A 21130-nucleotide genomic window follows, 5' to 3' on the forward strand; every position below is an offset into this window, starting at 1 on the left:
TTCATCGAGCGGGGCAATGGGGCCCCGATGGGACCAATTTTTCCGGAGCCGCAGCGGCTCCGGTGTCGAACGGACTTTGAAAATGAGCACTGAGATCACCACCGACGTTGTCGTCATCGGCGCTGGCCCCTGCGGCCTGTTCGCGGCTTTCGAACTCGGGCTCCTCGACATCAAATGCCACTTCATCGACATTCTTGACCGTCCGGGCGGCCAGTGCGCCGAGCTATATCCGGAAAAGCCGATCTATGACATTCCGGCTTTCCCCATGATCACCGGTCAGCAGCTGACCGATAATCTGATGGCGCAGATCGCGCCGTTTTCGCCCGAGTTCCACTATTCACGCATGGTCAACTCTATCGAGAAGCTTGAAGACGGTTCCTTCAAGCTGCAGACCGATGCTGACGAAACGTTCTACACCAAGGTCGTGGTGATCGCGGCTGGCGGCGGTTCGTTCCAGCCCAAGCGCCCGCCGGTGCCGGAGATCGAGCAGTTCGAAAACAAGTCGGTCTTCTATGCCGTGCGCAAGATGGACGATTTCCGCGGCCAGGATGTCGTCATCGTTGGTGGCGGTGACTCGGCGCTCGATTGGACGCTGAACCTGCAGCCGATCGTGCGCACCCTGACCCTCGTGCACCGTCGCGACGCCTTTAAGGCGGCTCCGGCTTCGGTCAACAAGATGAAGGAACTGGTGGCCGAGGGTAAGGTCAACTTCCAGCTCGGCCAGATCGCCAAGCTCGATGGTGAAAACGGCCAGATCAACCACGTTCACCTGACGACCGATGCCGGCGATCTCTCGATCCCCGCCACGCGTCTGCTGCCGTTCTTCGGTCTCACCATGAAGCTCGGCCCGGTTGCCGATTGGGGCCTTGAACTCAATGACAACACCATCGTCGTCGACACCGAAAAGTTCCAGACCTCGGTCCCCGGCATTTTTGCCATCGGCGACATCAACTACTATCCGGGCAAGCTCAAGCTGATCCTCTCGGGCTTCCACGAAGCCGCGCTGATGGCCCAGGCCGCCAAGGCAATCGTCTCGCCAGGCGAGCGCGTTGTGTTCCAGTACACGACCAGTTCCACGAAGCTGCAGAAGAAGCTGGGTGTGGCGTAGGGTCTAGGACCCTCGCCAGCCAACTCTCCGACCACCGCGTCATCCCCGCGAAAGCGGGGATATCACTCGGCCCTTGTTGAGATTCCCGCTTTCGCGGAAATGACGCCGTGGCAGGAACCAATGTCCTACTTGCCTTGCCGCCTCATAGAAGGCTAAGCACGCCCCGCTGTTGAGGAGCGCCCCATGAAGATCACCGTTACCGACCAGGCAGGCGAAGTGCACGAGCTCGAAGGGCTCGAAGGCTGGCGCGTGATGGAAGTCATTCGCGACTGGGGTCTCAACATCAAGGCCGAATGCGGCGGCGCGCTGAGCTGCGCCACCTGCCATGTCTATGTCGATAACGACTGGCTCGATGCCGTCGGCGCGCCGAGCGACGAAGAAGAGGACATGCTGGACTCCGTGGGCGACGTGAAATCGAACTCGCGCCTGTCGTGCCAGATCCTATGCTCGGACGAGCTCGATGGGCTCAAGCTGACCCTGGCAGGCAGCGCCTCCAAGGAGGCATAGCCGGGCCGAAGCCCGGCACGCCTATTATTCCGCCGCGATGGCCGGCGCCTTATCGACGCCATGGCGCGCGATGAAGGCGCTGAAGGACTGCACCCAGCCATTGAGAAAGGCGAGGGTCGTCTCGTCAGTCACTTCGAGATCGTCGGTGATCAGGCCCGGTTTCATGTTGAAGTAGACTTCCGGCTGGCCCATGACCAGCATGCCATAGACCGGCAAGATCGAGCGGAGATGTCCCTGTCCGGCGGCCGTGCCGGTTGCGCCCGGCGTGGCGCCGACCAAGGCCGTCGGCATGTCTTTCCAGGAACTCTGCGCATAGGGGCGCGAAGCCCAGTCCAGCGCGTTCTTCAGCACGCCCGGGAACGAGCGGTTGTATTCCGGCGTCACGATCAGCGCAGCATCTGCGGCTTCGACGCGCCGCTTCAGCTCGGTCACAACGGTCGGCGGGTTCGCCCAGAGGTCGTTGTTGTAATAGGGCAGGCCGGCGAGATCGAGATAATCGAACTTCAGTTTGCCCTCGGCGAGCTTTTCCAGCGTGTTAGCAAGCTTGCGATTGACCGAATTGGCGCTCAGGCTGGCGACGAGAACAGCGACATTTTTCATTGGAAGAACCGTGGTATCCATTGGTAACTGACGCTATATGAGTGACTGTCTTTGCCAGCGCAAGACCGCACTTTTTTGATACCTGAGGCACCAAAATGAAACCGATCACCCACGAAATTACCAATGATTGCCGGCCTGTGGGCGAGATCCTCAACCAGATCGGCGGCAAGTGGACCGTGCTCATCATCAATGTGCTGAGCGGCGGGCCGATGCGATTTTCCGAGATAAAGCGCCAGATTGGCGGCATCAGCCAGAAGGTGCTTACGGCCACGCTGCGCGACCTGGAGATGGACGGCTTCTTGACGCGCACCGTGACGCCGTCCATCCCGCCGCATGTCGATTATGAGCTGACCGAACTGGGCCAGGATCTGCAAGGGCCTCTGCATGTGCTCGGTCAATGGGCCCTGAACAATCGCCCAAAGGTTCTCGAAGCACGCGGCCGCTACTTCGCTGCGCACCCCGACGCCATGCCGAAGCGCAAGCCGCGCCTCGCGCCGCCGCCGCCTCGGGCTGCGGCGGAATAGGCCTAGGCGCTTTTGCCGGCGTCCTGCGTGACCTTGACCAGTTCGGGAATGAAATCCCGGACCATTGGCTGCGGCTGCGTATCGAAGGGCAGGGGCCGGACCACCCGCATTGCGGCGATACCGACGCGGACGGTCATCAACCCATTGACCACACCTTCGCCCAGCCGGGCTGAGAGTTTTGCTGCGAGGCCCTGGCCGACCAACTGCTCGACGATACCGTCGGTCAGCACCAGCCCGCCCGTGACGGCGAGGTGCGACAGGATTGCACCGGCGAGGCGCCAGAAGCCGAAGAAGCCCGGGCGGGCTCCGTAGAGCGCTGCGATGGCTCCGGCCAGCCGTACGCTCTCGTAGATCACGAAAGCCACGTCGATCAGCGCCCGCGGCGATATGGCCGTCACCAACGCCACACGCCGCGCGGAGGCAGCCGTCAGCGCTTTCGCACGCGCATCGAGCGGGGCCATCAGGCTGCGCTCGGCCAGGGTGACGATCTCCGTGCCATCGAACAGATGCGGCAGGTTGGTTTTCACCACCTCGCGGCTGCGCGCCATGTCGGGGCGATCAGCATAAATGCCTTCGAGGCGTTCCGCGACATGTCGTGCCAGTTTCTGGTCGTCGTCACTACGTGCCCGCGCCGCGTCGGCCTTGAGCGCATCGAGGGTGCGAAGGCGGCGCAGGGCAAAGATTTCCCGGGCCACCAGCGCGATAACAGCGATAACAAAGGCGCCGAGTACGCCGAGCCCGGCCCAACCGAGCCACTCATAACGTGCAAAGAGATCGCGGATTAGTCGGTCGGCCGCCAGAGCGAAGCCAGCGGAAACCAGAATGCTGCCCGCTGTCCAGGCGATACGGCCGATCCAGCCCATGCGCCTTGGCGGCGGGCCGACGAGATCTGGTTCCAGTTCGGGTTCGAATGAGGTTTCGACAATCTCAGCTTCCGCCGGCGCGAATGCGCGCGGGATGCGGACGGGCGTCGCCGTTTCAGTTTGCGTCTGGGTGGGGCGGGCGATTGGGCGCTTCATGCCATCCAGTCTCCGATGAGATAGTCGAGGGCGCGGTCGAAGCGGATGTGCGGCAGGACTGCTTCGCCAGCCGCATTGGTTTCGAGTTTTTGCGGCGGGGTGAAGCGCAGAAAATTCAGCGCCACAGGTTGTCCATTCTCGAACAATGAATCCGGACGTTCCGGTAAGTCACCGGGAAACAAGGCAATTTCGGTCTTGCCGTCATAGGTCGTGCCGTCCAGTTCCTCACCGGCCTGCGGCGTGCCGATCAGCGTCGGCAGGGTCTCGCCCTGTTCTCGGATCGTGCCTTCGCTGGTGGCGCGGATGGCCGCGATGGCAAGCGACTTGGTCTCGGCACCGGCGAAACGCGCCCGCTTGCTGGCATTTCCAACGAGGCGATTGAGGATAGCTTCGAGCCGGTCATGGCTCGTGTGATGCACGTGGTCGGCTTTCGTCGCCGCAAAGAGAATGCGGTCGATGCGCCGGCTAAACGGGCGAAGAAGGGGATTGGCCTCGCCCTGGCGGAAACAGGCGAGCACGGCGGTGAGTGCTGTTTCCAGATCGGCAACGGCTGCCGGCCCCGTATTCAGTGCGCGTAGCGTGTCCACCAGCACCACCTGGCGGTCCAACCGGGCAAAATGATCGCGGAAGAAGGGACGGATCACCTGGGCCTTGTAAGCCTCGTAACGGTTTTCCAGCATCGCGTAGAGGCTATTGCCGCGGATTGGTTGGCTCGGGCGCGGCAGCGGTGCGAAGGTGAGGGCAGGTGAGCCTTCGAGGTCGCCGGGGAGCAGGAAGCGGCCGGGTGGCAGAGTGGAAAGCGCGCCATGCTCGCGGCTGCGACGGAGATAGGTCGTGAAGGCCGAAGCAAGGTGCTCCGCACTGAGGTCGCTGGCGTCCTTGAGAACATCAGTACTGTCGAGTTCGGCAAGGAATGCCCCAGCCTCATCAGCATGGCCGGGCTGCCGCGCGCGCTCCAGCGCTTCGGCGCTCCATTCGGCAAAACTCTTGCCGAGCAGGGGCAGGTCGAGGAGCCATTCGCCGGGATAGTCAACGATATCGAGATTGAGTGTGGCCGGTCCCGAAAGGCCGGCCCACCATTTGGCAGACTGGAATTTCAACACGATCCGCAGTTGCGAAATGCGCCGTGTGCTTTCGGGCCAAGTCGCCGGCCTGCCGGTCAGCGCCGCCATATGCTGTTCGTAGGCAAAGCGCGGAATGGTCGCGTCGGGATATTCTGCCAGTTTCGCGCCGATGAACCGTCCCTCGGCCAGCGGCGAAAAGCCGGGCAGGCGGCCTTGCGTGAGCAGGTTATGGATCAGCGAGGTGATAAAAATCGTCTTGCCGGCGCGGCTCAGCCCGGTCACGCCCAGCCGCAGGGTCGGCGTGAGAATGCCCGTGGCGCTGTCGGCAAGGTTGGAGAGGGCAATGCCCAACTCGTCGGTAATGGTGGTGGGCGGTTGCGGCAAAACTCAATTCCCCATGCGTCAGTGCAAGTTAGGGACTGGGGTGCCTTTTGCAAGGGTGGAGGCGGCGTCCAAACGCCGCCCCGCAAACTCTATTACTTACCAATCTCGCTGAGATCGTACGGCGTCGTCTGGTAGATCTCGTTGATCCAGTTCTGGAACAGCAGATGGGCATGGCTGCGCCAGCGGTTCTCCGGCTCGACTGACGTGTCGCCGTTGGGGAAGAGATTGACCGGCTGTACGGGGTTAAGCCCGGCTTTGACGTCGCGCTCATATTCATCGGCCAGCGAGCGGTTGTCATATTCCAGGTGGTTGAGGAAATAGACCGACTTGCCTGACTTTTCGCCGAGCATGCAGAGGCCGATATCGCTGTCCATCAACACTTCAAGATCGTCGCCGACGCTCGCGCGATCGATATCGTTGTAGCGTGAGACAGGGATCATCGGGCTATCGGACATGCCGCGCAGGAAGGGCGAGCGCGAATTGACGATGCGATGGCGATAGACGCCAAAAGCCTTCTCGTCCATCCGATAGCGCTTTACGCCGTGGAAATGGTGCAGGGCTGCTTGTGCCCCCCAGCAGATGAACATGGTGTGGTGCACATTGGTGCGCGTCCAGGCCATGATTTCCAGCATCTCGTTCCAGTAGCGCACGTCCTCGAACGGGATGTGAGCGATGGGCGCGCCGGTGACGATAAAGCCGTCGAACTTGCGCTCCTTCACCTCTTCCCAGGTCTGATAAAAGGTCTTCAAATAGTCTTCAGACGTATGCTTGGATTGGTGCTCGGTGATGCGCACCAGCGAGAGGTTGATCTGCAGGGGCGTGGCACCGATCAGGCGCGAAAATTGCGTCTCGGTGCGCTCCTTGTTCGGCATCAGGTTGAGAAGGCCGAATTCGAGCGGGCGGATGTCCTGCCGCGCGGCGCGGCTGGAATCCATGACATTGACGCCCTCGTCTTCGAGGGTTTTGCGGGCAGGCAGATTATCGGGGATGCGAATAGGCATATGAGCCTCTGAAAGGTCAGGAAAAGCGGATTTCAGGCGTCTGGCGCGTCCCCGCGGGGCACGCGCTAACGCATTCGCTTTTCGATGGCTGCGGCGACCAGATCGACGAATTCATCGCCATCGCGCACCATCGCCAGGTCCGAAGCCTCGACCGTATAGCCAAAATTGTCGGCCAGCGCCTGGTAGCGCGGCAGGCGATTGTGCAGCAGCGCCTCAAAACCCCAGGCGCCGAACTGTGCCGGGTCGACGTCGTTGTCTTGGCTGATATTGTTCATCGCTTTGAATTCGGCCCATTTCTCGACGAGGAAGGCCGGCCGGTAATACATCGGCTTGGGGCTCTCCTTGAACCGGCGCACCAATTCGGCGGCGTCCTTGTCGGTGCCGCGAATATAGAGCAGCAGCGTGTTCTCAGCGAGGGTCTTCACCACCGGGTCGTTGGCATCGTCGTGGTCGATGACTTCGATCAGCGAACCACCCGTGTCAGCGATGAAATCATCATAGCCATAAAGCGCTTTGGCGCGGTCGACGAAGTGCGGCACGTCGAGCAGGGCAGAAATTTCCGCCACGCGATGCTGCTCCTGCCGGCGCTGATATTCGGCGAGCGGCAAGCCGCCTTTTTGCGGATCGCCCGGCGTGCCGAGATAGCTCGAGAGCGGGTCGAGATTGTCGAAGGTGATGTTGGACGAGATGTAGATCGAGTCCGAGCGCAGCAGCTGTGCCAGGAACGGCACCTTCATGGCCTCGGCTTTGAAATTGTCGACGATGTACTCGCCCATGTGGCGCGTGCCGATGCGGTAGTCGACCGAATAGTGGAACCAACGGTTTTTGCGCAAAAGGTTCGACAGCCGCGTCTTGCCCACGCCGGCCATGCCAAAGACCGTCACGGCACGGCGCGGCGCATTGATGAACTGGTCGGGCGTTTCAAACAGCATTTTTGGGATTCTCAAGTCGGGCAGGCTTTAGAGCAATACCCACAATTATACAAGGTTGTGCAGGTATTTGCGCGGTCTTCCCCGGCCACTTCAGTTTTCTAGCAGCCCTCATGGTGAGGTGCGGAACGTTGTGGCGCCTCGAACCACGGGGGGCGTACCCCGATGCTACAACGCCACGTCCCCGTGGTTCGAGGCCTTGCTCGGCAAAGCGCCTCACCATGGGGGCTACTTCGCCGAGCCAGCGCGGCGGGTTTGGGCATATCGTCCCTGTAAGGCGGCATTTTTTGCCATACGCCACGCCCTTTTCTGCCGGTCGGCAGGGTTAGGGCAGGGCTCCAGAGTCAAAAACACAAGTTAATTCATATGGTTAACGAGTTGGCATTGCCTTTGCATTGCTTGGGGCAAACAGGCGCTTGCCTCGTCTTTTGGGGAACTGGAGTTTTAAATGGGTATTTTTGGCGCTCTTCAAAGTGCGGTTTCTGGCCTCAAGTCTCAGTCGCATGCCATGGAGAACATTTCGGGCAATATCGCCAATTCGCAGACGATTGGCTACAAGCGCATCGACACCAGCTTTGTCGACATGATCCCCGACGCGCCCGTCAAGCAGCAGATTGCTGGCGCGGTTTCCTCCTATTCGCGCTCGATGAACACGCTGCGCGGCGACATCCAGAACGCCGACACAGAAACCTATATGGCCCTCAACGGCAATGGCTTCTTCGTCACCGAAAAGGGTGACGGTTCGGGCGGCACCTTCTACACCCGCCGCGGTGACTTTGACATCGACCGCAACGGCTACCTCGTCAACGGCGCAGGCTACCGCCTGACCGGCCTTGGTATGAGCAATGGCGTGGTGACCGGCTCGGTCGCTGAAGCCGTCAAGATCGACAATTCCTTCCTTCCGGCGAAGCGCTCGACCACCATCAACTACCAGCTCAACCTGCCGCAGAGCCCGAAGACGGCCTCCTATGTCTCGACCACGCCGGGCAGCGAACTGCTGAAGCCCTGGAGCTATTCAGGCGACGTGCAGGGCTCGCCGGTTGCGCCGAAGGTCACTGGCCCGGCAGCCGGTGCCCCAACGACGATCCCGGCCTATGGCTATGGCAACATCGTCGACGGTACGGCGCTGGCCTCCACCATCGTGGGCAACGGCAATACAATAACCATCACGGTTGGCCCCACTCCCCATACTTTCAACATGGTGACGGCGCTTCCGGCGCCGGCCCCTGGCGCAGGCGACATCGATGCGACCGGCGATATCGCGACCATGCTCGCGAGCATCCAGGCCGAACTGCGCAATGCCACTGGCGGCAATGAAGTCGTTGGCATCAAGGATGGTCGCGTCTTCGTCCAGGGCGATGCCGCCGCTACGACGAGCTTGGCCTTTGGCTCTACGCCTGCTGGTCTGCTTGGGCTTGCCTCCGCTACGACGCCTGTCACCGCGGGCAACGTCACGTCAGCCAACATGCCGGCAGATTTGCTGTTCACGACCAATGGTCAGCAGCTTGAAATCACCGTCGGCAGCATCACCCGCAAGTATCTCATCGACACGAAGGGTACGCTCACTGCCGGCTCTGGTGTCGTGAAGGTCGATGGCACCGGTTCCCTCAAGGAAATGCTCGACGTCATCCAGGCTGACCTGCGTGCCAATGGCGGCGCAGGCGCCAGCGGCGCAACCGTTTCCTGGGACGCGACAAACAATCTCGTTGTTGATTTCCCCGGCAACTACCGCTCTGACGTGACGATTGCCGGTTCGGCAGCCAATACGGTCGGCCTTAACCAGACCGTGACGGCTTCGACCGGTACGCTCTCCACCGTCTCTGCCGCCAATGCCGAGCTCTTCGTCAAGGAATCCATTTCCGGCGGCGGGATCACAGTCTACTCGCAGACCGGCGAGCCGGTAAACGTACAGATGCGTTGGGCCAAGGTTTCCGACGACGCGGGTATCGCCACCTGGAGCCTCTTCTACGCTTCGGACTCCGCGCCCGGCTCGGCGAACGCCTGGACCAAGATGGCCGACTACACCTTCGACCAGGGCGTGCTCTCGGGCATTGCTGGCGGTTCGGGTGTCACCGTCAGCGGGACCGAACGCCTCAATATCGCAAACCTGTCGATCAATGGCCGCAGCTTCGGCTCGATCACTGTCGATCACGGCCTCAAGGGCATGACCCAGTTTGCCGACAATTCCGGCATGGCCACCACTACCCAGCTCAAGCAGGACGGTTATGGCGCCGGCGAGTTCATCTCGGTTGGTATTTCCGACGAAGGCCAGGTGATCGCGTCCTACACCAATGGTGAAACCCGCGCCGTGGCCCAGATCATCACCGCCAGCTTCTCCAACCCCAACGCCCTCAAGCGCGGCGACGGGGGTGCGTACACGGCCACCACCGAATCCGGCGAAGCCATCATCAACCAATCGGGCGAAGGCATCGTGGGCTCGTCCACCGAAGCCTCCAACACTGACATCTCGGAAGAATTTACCAAGCTGATCGTCACCCAGCAGGCCTATTCGGCCAATACCAAGATCGTGACCGCAGCCGATGAGATGCTCAAGGAAGCTCTCAACATGATCCGCTGAGGCCAGCCAATGCTTTTGGAATGCGGCACATCTTCCTACCGGCCTTTCGGGCTGTCTGGCCGGTTAATGCTCTGCCCGGGCGGGGAGAACCGCGGCATTCCCTTTTTATCCATAGTCCCGGCGCATGCGCCGGGACTCGCCATTTCTCAGATTCGCCGTGTCTTCGGCCTGGCCATTAGTGCCTTGCAGAGGTTCGGCGCCAAAGGAGACCCGCTATGGGTTTGACGGTTGCAATCGGGAATGCGCTTTCCGGCCTTAAGGCCAGCCAAACGGCGCTGGAAGTCATTTCCCGCAATATCTCCAATGCCGGCACCCCCGGCTATCACAAGCAGACGCTCAACGTCGTTGAAGTCGGTCGCGGCGACAATTCCTATGTCCGTGCCGGCAATGTCGACCGTGCGTTCGACTCCATCCTGCAGAACTACTACACAAAGCAGGTGCCGGAGACGGCCTATTCGGTGACGCGCGGCACCTTCCTCGATCGCATGCAGACCGCGCTCGGCAAGCCAGGCAGTGCCGGTTCGCTCGATACCATGCTGGGCAAGCTGCAAACCGCGCTCGACGCCCTCGGCACGAGCCCGGACAATTATGCGACGCGCGCCGATGTGGTGACCAAGGCCACCGACATGGCCAATACGCTCAACCGTCTCTCGCAAGAAGTGCAGTCAATGCGCCGCGAGACCGAGACGCGCATGGCTTCCACCGTCGACCAGGTCAACTCCATGCTCACTTCGCTGCGCGATGTGAACCTGGTGCTGGCCGACTATGGTGTCGACCAGAACACGCGCAATAGCCTGCTCGATCAGCGCGACCGCCTGGTGTCCGGCCTTTCGGAAACCATGGACCTGCGGGTCGACTACAATCCCGATGGCACCGTTCGCCTGGCGACACGATCCGGCGCGGCTCTGCTCGACGTAAAGCCCTCGCTGCTGGTCTTCGAGCAGGCTGGTTCGCTGACCCCGACGACGGAATTCAACGTCGATGACAGCAAGAACGGCGTCGGCAAGCTCATTATCGAGACACCGAACGGTACCCGCATCGATCTCGTCAAGGATGGCGCGATCCGCTCGGGTTCGCTCGGTGCCCTCATCGAATTGCGCGATACGACCCTGCAGGACGCTCAGCGCCAGCTCGACGATATCGCAGCCAGCCTTGCCCAGGTCTTCTCCTCGGTGAAGGAAGCCGGCATTGCCGTTGCCGGTCCGCCGTCGGGCTTCGACATGGATCTCAGCAAGCTCCAGGATGGCGACGACTTTACGATCAAGTATCGCGGCAATGACGGTGTCGAACGCACGGCAAAGGTCGTGCGCGTCGATGATCCGGCAAAACTGCCGCTGACGAGCCCTGACAGCTTTGGCAATCAGGTCGTCGGCGTTCGCTTTGCGGGCAATGGTCCCGCCGGCAGCGTCGACATGTCCTACATCACGAGCGTGCTCAACTCCTCGCTGACCGTCGGCCCGACCTTCTCGGGCACCGGCTCGACGCTGGAAGTGCGCGCCAACGGCAATGGCACGCCGATCAACGCCTCCACCCGCTGGACTGCTACGGACCTGCAGGGCGGCCAGCTCGCCATGCCGCTCTTCCTCGATGCCGAGGGCAAGCCCTTCACCAATTCGCTGGCGGGGCGGGGGCAGCGCCTCGGCTTTGCCGGTCGCATCACCATCAATCCCGCCGTCGTCGCCGACAACACGCTGCTGGTCAATTATAACGCGACCACGGCTTCGGGCGACAACAAGCGCGTCGACTACATCGCCGAGCAGTTCAACAATATGCGGTTCGGTTCGAACTCGCAGGTTGGGGCCAAGAACGGCGGCTTCCGCCTGTCGGGCTCGCTGAGCGACATGGTTTCGCAGGTGATGGAATATCAGGGCAGCTCCATCCAGACCGCCCTCTCGGCCAGCGAGACCAATAGCCAGACGCTCGATGCCATCACTTCGCGCATGGAAGAGAGCTACGGCGTCGATATCAACGAGGAAGTTGCCCGGCTTATGGAGTTGCAGAACGCCTATGCCGCCAATGCCCGCGTTGCCTCGGTCGTGCAGGAATTGCTCGACACCCTCATGCAGTCGTTCACGTAAGGGCGTTCGTCATGCTGATCAATAAATCCATGTACCCGGTCAAGGCAGGCTATAGCGCCATCTCGACCATGCAGAGCCAGCTCGGCAAGCTCCAGACCCAACTCGGGTCTGGAGACAAGGCGCAGACCCTCGCTGAAATGGGCTTCGACCGTACCGTGTCTCTGGCGACGCGCAACCGGCTGACCAAGCTCGATTCCTTCGCCGCCAATATCGACACCGTCAATCTGCGCCTCAACTTCCTCGACCAGGGTTTTACCTCGCTGGCCAAGCTCAAGTCCGAGACCCGCACTTCGGCGACGCCGACCAGCTATGGCGAGAACAATCTCACCATGGTGAGCCTGCAGAAGGACTCGCAGAACCGCCTGTCGCAACTGCTCGAAACGCTGAACCTCAGCGTTGCGGGCCGCTACCTCATGGGCGGCAACCAGACCGACAAGGCACCGGTCGCCACTTATGACCAGATCATGTATGGCGAAGGCACGGCCGACGGGTATCTCAAGGTCGCTGAAGAACGCCGCAAGGCGGATCTCGGTGCCGATTCCGGCGACACGCTCGACAATGTCGGTCTGCCGCGCACCACGGTTATGGGCTCCTGGAAGAACAAGCTCGTCATCTCTTCTGCAGAGTTCGAGCGGTTTGGGTACAAGATCACCTCGATCTCGGGCAATTCGGCGACGACGCAGACTTCCGGCCCGACGGCCGATCCGCTGGCACCGACCGTGCAGGTCTCTACCCAACCGGCCGATGGCGACGTGGTCACCTTCAACATGACCCGCCGCGACGGCACGACACAGACTTTTACGGCGAAGGCCGTGGCGCCTCCGACCGTGCCGAACGACGCTGCTACGCCGCCGGAATATTCCATCGGCGCCACGCTCGAGGATACCGCAGGCAATCTCGAAAGCCTGATGGGCCAGAAGCTCGGCAATCTCGAGAATTTCAAGATCTTCACCTCCTCGGATGCGGATGTGAAGGTCATCTCCTATTCGGACGGCATGAATTCCGTGTCGATCAAGTTCGACAAGCAGCCGACCGTTGGCGAAATGCTCACCATCGGCATCAAGGACCGCAATGGCGTAACCACCGACTTCCAGTTCAAGGCGGTCACCGGCACGCCGGACCCGCTCGCCACCAATCCGCGCGAATACCAGATCGGCGTCAATCGCGAGGAGACGCTCAAGAACCTCAAGGGCGCCATTGAGACCAGCGTTGGCGGGCTCGACGCACCCCTCAAGACGGGTCGTCTCACTGCCGGAACCATGGCGGCTCCGAACGACACCACGGTGCGTCTGGAAGAACAGGCCCCGCCGACAATTTTCGGCTACAAGCTCGCCTCTGCCTCGACCACCAGCAGCAAGATCAATGTCAGCGCCGTGGCCGGCAATCCGGCCAATATGAGCGTTGAGTTCATGGGCAACCCGCGCGCCGGCGAATCCGTGACCATCAACCTCAAGATGCCCGATGGCACCAGCACTCCGATCGTGCTGCAGGCCGTCGACCGCGAGCCGGTCACCGGCCAGTTCGTCATCGGCGCGACGCCCGAGGAAACCACGGCCAATTTCGAAGCGGCGCTGAAACTCAAGCTCGACCAGACCAGCAAGACCGAGCTGGTTTCGGCCTCGAGCTATGCCGCGGCGGACGATTTCTTTACCACCGATGGCGTGGCGCGCCGTCTCGATCTCTCGGGCGGCGATCCGGAAACCGCAACGGTTTTCGCGGCTCCGAACACCCGCGAAACGGTGAAGTGGTATATGGGCGAAGTCGGCACGCCGGGCGACAATCCGCGCCTTTCGGCGACCGCCCAGGTCGATGATTCCACCAAGGTCGGCTATGGCGTCCGCGCCAATGAAACGGGCCTCCGCGAGCTCGTAAAGACCCTCGCGGCCATGAGCTCGCAGGAATACGACATCAACGACACGACCTCCAAGGCGCGCTTCAGCGCCATGGTTGAGCGGCAGATGGCGACGACCTCGAGCTCCACGGCGACCGCAAAGGGCTCCATCGAACAGATCGGCCTCGAACTGGGCGTGGTTCGCGCCACGACGGGCGGGGCCTCCGAGCGCAATACCGCTGCTTCCGGCCAGCTTGAAACGCTGTTGAGCCAGGTCGAAACGGTCAGCATGGAAGAAACGGTCATGCAGCTTCTGGCGCTCAAGACGCGCCTCGAAGCCAGTTATCAGACGACGGCAACGGTCGCGAACCTCAGCCTCGTCAACTACCTCAAATAGGCGCCAGAAGGCACCACGGGAGGCCAGAAGGCCGAAACGAACACGGGGCGCGAAAGCGCCCCGTTTTGTTTTTGGTTGGAAGCGTAGTTGCCTCTGCCGTTGGAGCGCGCCATCAGTACCCGATCAGCCGGGCGGATCTCTGTGCATCGGGAGGCGCGGCAGTGGCTGTGGCAAGTGGCATCCGCTGATTGGCGCGTCGCGAACCGCCTATGGCTCTCTCCACTGCCGTCGCAGCAGGCCAGTAGAGCCCCACCACACTCTCAAGACTTGTTCCCACCGGCCGGTGCCCCTCGCTGGAAAATCCGCCATACGGGCGGCCTCGCTGCCCCTGAAGAGCCCCAAACCGCTGGGATCAACACCACAAACAAAAAGGCCCCCGGTTAAATCCGGAGGCTCTTGTCATCGCATCTAGGCGAACTTGTCGGTGCTGGCCAGTTCAGGCCTCTTCTGCACCACGCAGGCCGGCGGCAAGCTGGCGATTGATATTGATCAGCGGCAGCAGCTTGGCCTTGATCGGCTCGATATGCAGCTCGCGGGTTTCGTTCATCACGAACAGGCCGAGATTCGCGATATTCTGGCGAACCTGGGCGGGAAGCGGGTTGTCCTCGCGGGTCACCGAGGTGAGGAAGATATTCCAGATGCGGCGGTTGAAGAGCAGAGCCTCTTGAAGGCTGTCCTGCTTCAGGTCCCAGGCGTCGTGGATAAGCTGGAGATTGGCAGCCGCCCGCGACAGCAGATTGGCTTCGCGATCACGCGGGGCTTCCGTTTTGCGGGCCACCTGTTGGTATGCCTGCGCTCCCTGATGGTACATTTGCAAGAAGGTCCTGTTCGTACTGAATTAACTTGCGGGCTGCCTTGAGAGCTTTGTACAGCGCGCCGGTTAAAATCTCGTTGTTGATCCCGTTTATCAGCGTGATCATTGAGGGGGCGGCCTGGATTATCTCATTGACAAGACGGAAGTATTCGTCGCGGAGCCGCGCTGTATCGTCCTCCAGATACATCAGTTGCACGGCCAGGTAGATGCGCTTTGCAGGTGTATCCGCCGTGGCGATAGTCAGGATGTCCTTTTCGCGCAGGATGGGCGCTTTGCCGTCGATGAAGAGCCGGGTCCGCTGTTCGGAATTGGTAATGATGCACTGCCCGATGATGAGACGTTCGCCGGGCTTGAGTTCGACTTTCAGGGACATTGGCTCTGGTTTCCTATTCTGGGAATGCCGCCGTTCGTCTGGCGGGCTTAGGGATGGATAGCAGCCGCAGGGCGCAGACGCCAGCGGCTAAGGCGCGGGGAGGGCAGGGGAATCCCGAATCTCATTGCACCAAAAGAAGAAGGCGGGCTTGTGGCCCGCCTTCCGTTTACCGTTATGTGGCTTGCGATTAACGCAGGAGCTGCAGAACAGCCTGGTCCTGCTGCGAAGCCATGGACAGAGCCGACGAGGAGAGCTGCTGGCGGGTCTGGAGAGCCAGAAGGTTGGCAGCTTCTTCGTTGGTGTCAGCCAAGGTCAGGTTCGCGGCGCCGGTTTCCAGCGTGTTGATCATGTTCTTGGTGAACGACTGACGGTTTTCGACCGACGACAGGTTCGAACCGAAGGCCGAAGCCTGCGAGCGAAGTTCCGTCAGAGCCGAAGACAGCTTCGACAGGAAAGCGTCGATCTTGTCGTCGGTATCGAGGTCTTCAGCGATCAGGCTGTCGACACCGAGGTTCGAGGCGTTGATACCGCGAATGTTGCCGTTCTTGTCCTTGGCCTGGATATCGATCGAGGACGTGCCGGACTCGTTGAAGGTGATCTTCAGCTTGTCGCCACGGAGCAGATTGATACCGTTGAAGGACGAGTCGTCCGAGAGCTTGTCGAGCTGGTCACGCAGTTCGTTGAACTGCTTGGACAGGTTCGCACGGACCGAGTTACCTTCGATCGACAGCGGGTCAACCGCACCGTTGCCGTTCTTGTCGACGCCAATGTTAAGTTCCTGGGTCGACAGGTTTTCGATACGCAGCTTGCCGTTGTCGTTCGAAGCACGAACCTTGCCGCCGAAGTCGCGGTTGATCAGTTCGACGAACTTGTCGACGGTCTTGGTTGCGTTCAGCTGGCTCTTCTCGGCAACGCCGGTGTTCACACCGTTAGTACCGAAGAGTTCAACTGCGTCAGCACCAGAGACAGCCAGGGTCTTGGCTTCAGCAGTCTTGGCGATAAGCTGGAACTTGCCATCGGCGTCGAACTTGGCTTCGACGTCGGTGATGCCAGCAGCTTCAAGATCGGAGTTCACGGCCGCAACGGTCGCGTCCTGCCAGTTCTTGATGTCGAGAGCGTTCACAGCCGAACCAACGCCACCCTTAACACCGCCGATGGAGATTTCGGCAGTCTTGCCACCGTACGAGACGGTGAAGGTAGCTTCTTCAGCAGCGATCGTTTCGACCGACGCACCAGCAACAGGGTTGGTGATGGTCTGGCCATCGACGGCAGCGGTATCAGCCACACCATTGACGGTGGTGGCAGCTGCGGTAAGGCCAGCTTCAACACCGTTCGTGGTGGTGTAGCTTGAGCTCGGGAGACCGAACGAGTTCGACGGGCCGCCGGTGATGTTGATCGTGAAGTTACGACCGTCAGCACGGGTGATGTTGAGACCGTTAGCAGTGGCCGTGGCTGTGTAGCCAGAGCCGGTCAGTGCGGCTTCAAGAGCGGCAGTGGTAGAGCCACCGACGATCGAGTAGGTTTCCGTGTTGCCTTCGCTGTCGATCAGTTCGATGTCGGTGCCGGCAAGAGCGGCCACGTTGGCGTCGACGGTGAGGTCGTCGCCACCGGCTGCAGTGACACCGGCGGGAGTAGCCGCGAACGCGCCGAGGCTCGAGGTGACGGTGGGGGCAGCCAAGCCGCCATTGGTCTTCTCGGTCAGGGTGACTTCGAGGGTCGTGGCGTCAACAGCAACGGTGAAGTTGTCGTCGATGTTGTCGTCAGCTTCGATAGCCGTCTTGATCTGAGCTGCGGTCATACCCGAAGTCAGGCTGATCGTGCCGGTTGCGCCGGCGATCGTCAGATCCTGATCCGAAGTCAGCTTCTGCGTACCAGCGTCGTTGAAGCTGGTCAGCGTGAAGGTGGTTTCGGCAGCGCTACCGGTCACGACACCAGCAGCGTTCGGCACACCGGTAACCGTCGGAGCGGCACCGCCCCACTGGGTGCTGGTGAGCGTGATCTGCTTCGTGGTCGCGTCGGAAGTTACGGTGTAGGCACCGTCTTCAGCGCCGGCTTCCAGGTTGGCAACGAAGTCTTCGAAGGTCGCGCCGGTCGGGATAGCCTGACCGCCGGCCGTGATCGAGGAGGTGATCGCCGAGAAGTTGAACGTCGTCGAACCCTTGGTAGCAGCGGTCGAGCCGGCACCGAAGGTGATGGCAGCAGCGGGAGCGCTGGCGTCAACAGTTTCGATGATGATCTTGTTAGCGTTGTCGCCGGTGCCGATGCTGACCGTGTACTTGCCAGCAGTGCTGGCGTGGCCAGCGAGAGCGCCTTCGATTGCAGTCTTGATCGTGTTCTCATCCTGGGCGCCAGCGCCGAGGGTAACGGTACGGCCAGCAACGGTGAAGACGTCGTTGGCACCGAGGCCGCCGAGGCCGGAGATGACCGAACGAGCGCCTGCGCCGCTTGCAGTGCCAGTGCCAGACTGAGGACCGAGATAGGCGGTCGTGGCCTGGGTCGTGATCTGGGCCTTCTGGCCAGCAACGGTAGCGGTTGCGAGGCTAACGTCAACGTTCAGATCGCCGAACTGACCGCCACCAAGGTTGATCTTGGTGTTGTCATTGACTTCGAACGACTTGGTCTGGAAGGACTTGTCCTGGCGAGCCTGGCGCAGCGTGGACTGCATGGATTCCAGGTTCTTCGTCAGGGCGGTGATGCCGTTGTTGGCAGCTTCGATGACCTTGATACCCGAGGCCATCGAGTCGAGCAGGTTGCTCATGTCAGCGGCGCGGCTGTTGAGAGCCGATGCCGTGAAGAAGTTCGACGGATTGTCGAGGGCAGAATTCACCTTGTTACCAGTGGCAAGACGGTTCTGCGTCTTGTCCATCATGGTGGCGGTATTCTGGAGGCTCAAAAGGTTCGCGCGAACGGCCTTTGAGAGAGAAACATCGGAACCCATACTAGGTTTTCCTTCTGGACGTGTGGTGCTTACGCCTCAATCCTTGAGACCCGACCAGAATGGCCCTCACTTGCTAAAAACTTCTTAAATTCGGAACATCTTTACGTTTCCCGTAAAGGCTTATTTCACCACGGTTTTTCCCGGTTTTGCTGGGCTTTTCGTGAATCTCGCCGTGGCGTGCCTGACTAAATTTTCGGCATCGAAAGTCCGGGTTAACCGCGTCCATTAGGGAAGGGCGCCCGAGCAAAGCCCCCAAAATGAGCGACTCCACATGGAGTCGTCCCTGAGTCCCCAAAACCAGCTGCTAATGCGCGCTCACGCGTAGGCGCGCGATTCGCTTCATCACGATGGGAGGGCAAATACGGGCCAAATCTGGCCCCGCGGGAATTAGATAAAATTTGAAATAAATTGCGCGGTTTCCCGAGAGAGCCCCGCAGCTTTTGGACACTAAACCTGATTTCGCCGGCAAGAAACGCCGGAAGAAAACAAAATCTGGTACAGGAAGTCCAAACATGTCCGCAGTAAATCTTGCCTCCTCCACCCGCTTCGGTCTTACCGCTCTCCGTAACGTTGCAGAGCAGATGGAAGTCTCTCAGAAGCGCCTGGCCACCGGCAAGGCCGTGAATACCGCTCTCGATAACGTTTCGAAGTTTTTTACTGCGTCCAAGATGGATGGCCGCGCCGCCTCGATCGACACTCTTCTTGACAGCGTCAACAATGCTCAGACCTCGCTGAAGGCCGCAAGCGAAGGCATCAAGGGCATCCAGGGCATCGTCAAGCAGGCCCGCGCCCTGACCGGCCAGGCTCTCGCCACGTCCGATACCGCCACCCGTGCATCGCTGGCCACGCAGTTTACGGCGCTGACCGACGAAATCGCCAAGGTTGTCACCGACTCCAAGATCAACGGCACGAACCTTCTCAACAACGAGAGCATCACCGTGACGCTGAATGAAGACGGTACCAGCAAGACCACGATCGCCGGTGTCACCGTCGGTACCATCGCTGCGCCGGCAGGCACCTGGGCGACGGAAGCGAATATCAAGACCTCGGTTGACGCCCTGAACACCTTCAGCACCGCTCTTGAAACTGCGGCGACCTCGTTCGGCACCAGCCAGGCCCTGATCAGCGTCCGCAAGGATTTCAACAGCGCGCTGTCGAACATTCTCAAGACGGGCGCATCGGAACTGACCGCCGCCGACATGGATGCTGAAGCCGCCAACCTGATGGCGCTCCAGACCCGCCAGCAGATGGCGTCCACCGCCCTCTCGATCATGCAGACCAACGAGTCGACCGCTCTGCGTCTGCTCCGCTAATCGCAAGCTTCACTGCGACGAACTTGGCCCGCCTCATGGCGGGTCTTTTTCGTTTTCAGCCCGAAGTCCTCGTCAGAAAGAGGTGCATGACGCGGGACAAATTCGGTCCCGCAGGAATTAGATAAAACTTGAACTAAATTGCACGTTTTGCCGAGAGAGGCCCGCAGCTTTTGGACACTAAACCTGATTTCGCCGGCAAGAAACGCCGGAAGAAAACAAAATCTGGTACAGGAAGTCCAAACAATGTCCGCAGTAAATCTCGCCTCCTCCACGCGCTTCGGTCTTACCGCTCTCCGTAACGTTGCAGAGCAGATGGAAGTCTCCCAGAAGCGTCTGGCCACCGGCAAGGCCGTGAATACCGCTCTGGATAACGTTTCGAAGTTTTTTACTGCGTCCAAGATGGATGGCCGCGCCGCCTCTATCGACACTCTTCTTGACAGCGTCAACAATGCACAGACGTCGTTGAAGGCCGCAAGCGAAGGCATCAAGGGTATCCAGGGCATCGTCAAGCAGGCCCGCGCCCTGACTGGCCAGGCTCTTGCCACCTCCGATACCGCCAGCCGCCTGGCACTGTCGACCCAGTTTGAAACGCTGACCGCGGAAATCGCCAAGGTCGTCACTGACTCCAAGATCAACGGCACGAACCTTCTCAACAACGAGAGCATCACCGTGACCCTCAACGAGGACGGCACCAGCAAGACCACGATCGCCGGTGTCACTGTCGGTACCATCGCTGCGACGGCAAACGACTGGGCGGCGGAAGCGGACATCAAGGCATCGGTCGATGCTCTGAACACTTTCAGCACGTCTCTTGAAACGGCAGCGACCTCGTTTGGCACCAGCCAGGCCCTGATCAGCGTCCGCAAGGATTTCAACAGCGCGCTGTCGAACATTCTGAAGACTGGCGCATCGGAGCTGACCGCCGCCGACATGGATGCTGAAGCTGCTAATCTCATGGCGCTCCAGACCCGTCAGCAGATGGCGTCCACCGCCCTCTCGATCATGCAGTCCACCGAGTCGACCGCTCTGCGTCTCCTCCGTTAATCGCAAGCTTCACCGCGAATTTTGGCCCGCCCTTGTGGCGGGCCTTTTCGTTTGGAACGTCAGCCGGCGCAAAGAAAGACCCGGGTCGAGAGGATCGGCCCGGGTCACGTTTTTCTTGGGGTTCAGATAATCTTGTCAGTCAAATGAAAGCCATAGGTCGGCGGCGACCATTCGTTGCGCAGGCGCCGCGCCACTTCATGCAGGTTGGGTGGATCGATCGCCTGTTGATTGCCCAGAAGGGCCGCTTCGAAAATCGTCTGGGGAGGCAGACTGCCCCCTGCTACGCTGCCAGATCCTGCGGGCAGCGCCTGCGGTTCGGCTTCGCTTTTTCGGCCCTTGTTCGAGCCACTCTGGTCCTCGCGCTTGTCTTGGCGAAGGAACCTCGGAAGATGCGGCGAGAAGGCGATACCCATGGTATTCGCCCTCGGCGCGATTCTGGCGCTCATGTTCCTGTCCTGGAGCCACAATTGGCCAATGGCAGGCTATGAACCCTTTCCTATCTCTCCCTTTTCCCGGACGGGACGATTTTAAGACACACGTCACCAATTCGGAGGGATTGGGTAACCATGCGCGATCGCAAACAAAAAGGGCCTCCGCTTCTGCGGAGACCCTGTGGCCGGTAGCGATG

At 60.6% G+C, this 21130-nt stretch carries 17 protein-coding genes; 8 read left to right on the plus strand and 9 right to left on the minus strand.

Annotated features, from left to right (window positions below):
- The first annotated feature begins 82 nt into the window (after positions 1 to 82).
- Together J7557_RS02950 and J7557_RS02955 are read left to right on the plus strand one after the other, a co-directional pair.
- The gene (locus J7557_RS02950; RefSeq protein ID WP_291417172.1) at positions 83 to 1108 is read left to right on the plus strand and encodes an NAD(P)/FAD-dependent oxidoreductase; all 1026 of its coding nucleotides are present in this window, start codon (positions 83 to 85) and stop codon (positions 1106 to 1108) included.
- 183 nt (positions 1109 to 1291) lie between these two features.
- Complete coding sequence (locus J7557_RS02955; protein WP_291417174.1) at positions 1292 to 1615, plus strand: 2Fe-2S iron-sulfur cluster-binding protein; 324 nt, start codon at positions 1292 to 1294, stop codon at positions 1613 to 1615.
- A gap of 24 nt (positions 1616 to 1639) precedes the next feature.
- Here the strand turns inward: J7557_RS02955 and J7557_RS02960 are convergent, their stop codons facing one another.
- Positions 1640 to 2215, minus strand: a complete 576-nt coding sequence (locus tag J7557_RS02960; RefSeq protein ID WP_291417176.1) for an NADPH-dependent FMN reductase — start codon at positions 2213 to 2215, stop codon at positions 1640 to 1642.
- Positions 2216 to 2310: 95 nt separating this feature from the next.
- Here J7557_RS02960 and J7557_RS02965 point away from each other — a divergent pair, with 95 nt between their 5' ends.
- A complete protein-coding gene (locus J7557_RS02965; protein WP_291417178.1) occupies positions 2311 to 2739 on the plus strand; it encodes a helix-turn-helix domain-containing protein in 429 nt (142 codons plus the stop codon).
- Positions 2740 to 2741: 2 nt separating this feature from the next.
- On the opposite strand, the gene J7557_RS02970 is transcribed toward J7557_RS02965, so the two are convergent.
- The 4 genes from J7557_RS02970 to J7557_RS02985 all read right to left on the minus strand — a co-directional run bounded on the left by J7557_RS02970 (position 2742) and on the right by J7557_RS02985 (position 7139).
- Complete coding sequence (locus tag J7557_RS02970) at positions 2742 to 3758, minus strand: YcjF family protein (protein ID WP_291417180.1); 1017 nt, start codon at positions 3756 to 3758, stop codon at positions 2742 to 2744.
- On the minus strand, positions 3755 to 5206 hold the full coding sequence (locus J7557_RS02975; protein ID WP_291417182.1) for a YcjX family protein: 1452 nt from the start codon (positions 5204 to 5206) through the stop codon (positions 3755 to 3757). The genes J7557_RS02970 and J7557_RS02975 overlap by 4 nt, the downstream gene beginning before the upstream one ends.
- Positions 5207 to 5298: 92 nt before the next feature.
- Positions 5299 to 6207, minus strand: coding sequence for a homoserine O-succinyltransferase (gene metA, locus J7557_RS02980; protein WP_291417184.1), 909 nt, complete (start codon positions 6205 to 6207; stop codon positions 5299 to 5301).
- A 65-nt stretch (positions 6208 to 6272) separates the two neighbouring features.
- A complete protein-coding gene (locus J7557_RS02985) occupies positions 6273 to 7139 on the minus strand; it encodes an ATPase (protein WP_291417186.1) in 867 nt (288 codons plus the stop codon).
- A gap of 445 nt (positions 7140 to 7584) precedes the next feature.
- Here J7557_RS02985 and J7557_RS02990 point away from each other — a divergent pair, with 445 nt between their 5' ends.
- From J7557_RS02990 to J7557_RS03000, 3 genes are all read left to right on the plus strand, one after another.
- Positions 7585 to 9714: a flagellar hook-basal body complex protein gene (locus J7557_RS02990; protein WP_291417188.1), complete on the plus strand. Its 2130-nt coding sequence runs from the start codon at positions 7585 to 7587 to the stop codon at positions 9712 to 9714.
- Between the two features lie 215 nt (positions 9715 to 9929).
- Positions 9930 to 11792, plus strand: a complete 1863-nt coding sequence (gene flgK, locus J7557_RS02995; RefSeq protein ID WP_291417190.1) for a flagellar hook-associated protein FlgK — start codon at positions 9930 to 9932, stop codon at positions 11790 to 11792.
- Between the two features lie 11 nt (positions 11793 to 11803).
- Complete coding sequence (locus tag J7557_RS03000) at positions 11804 to 14020, plus strand: hypothetical protein (RefSeq protein ID WP_291417192.1); 2217 nt, start codon at positions 11804 to 11806, stop codon at positions 14018 to 14020.
- A 436-nt stretch (positions 14021 to 14456) separates the two neighbouring features.
- On the opposite strand, the gene flaF is transcribed toward J7557_RS03000, so the two are convergent.
- The 3 genes from flaF to J7557_RS03015 all read right to left on the minus strand — a co-directional run bounded on the left by flaF (position 14457) and on the right by J7557_RS03015 (position 18145).
- A complete protein-coding gene (flaF, locus tag J7557_RS03005; protein ID WP_244446395.1) occupies positions 14457 to 14798 on the minus strand; it encodes a flagellar biosynthesis regulator FlaF in 342 nt (113 codons plus the stop codon).
- Positions 14770 to 15207, minus strand: a complete 438-nt coding sequence (gene flbT, locus J7557_RS03010; protein ID WP_291417194.1) for a flagellar biosynthesis repressor FlbT — start codon at positions 15205 to 15207, stop codon at positions 14770 to 14772. The genes flaF and flbT overlap by 29 nt, the downstream gene beginning before the upstream one ends.
- 187 nt (positions 15208 to 15394) lie before the next feature.
- A complete protein-coding gene (locus J7557_RS03015) occupies positions 15395 to 18145 on the minus strand; it encodes a flagellin (RefSeq protein WP_291417196.1) in 2751 nt (916 codons plus the stop codon).
- A 512-nt stretch (positions 18146 to 18657) separates the two neighbouring features.
- Between J7557_RS03015 and J7557_RS03020 the strand changes: the two genes are divergently transcribed.
- Both J7557_RS03020 and J7557_RS03025 read left to right on the plus strand, forming a co-directional pair.
- The gene (locus J7557_RS03020) at positions 18658 to 19458 is read left to right on the plus strand and encodes a flagellin (protein ID WP_291417198.1); all 801 of its coding nucleotides are present in this window, start codon (positions 18658 to 18660) and stop codon (positions 19456 to 19458) included.
- A gap of 243 nt (positions 19459 to 19701) precedes the next feature.
- Positions 19702 to 20502: a flagellin gene (locus J7557_RS03025; RefSeq protein WP_291417200.1), complete on the plus strand. Its 801-nt coding sequence runs from the start codon at positions 19702 to 19704 to the stop codon at positions 20500 to 20502.
- 122 nt (positions 20503 to 20624) lie between these two features.
- Here the strand turns inward: J7557_RS03025 and J7557_RS03030 are convergent, their stop codons facing one another.
- Positions 20625 to 20915, minus strand: a complete 291-nt coding sequence (locus J7557_RS03030; RefSeq protein ID WP_291417202.1) for a hypothetical protein — start codon at positions 20913 to 20915, stop codon at positions 20625 to 20627.
- Positions 20916 to 21130 lie beyond the last annotated feature (215 nt).

Source organism: Devosia sp., from assembly GCF_017744655.1.
Classification (GTDB): Bacteria; Pseudomonadota; Alphaproteobacteria; order Rhizobiales; family Devosiaceae; genus Devosia.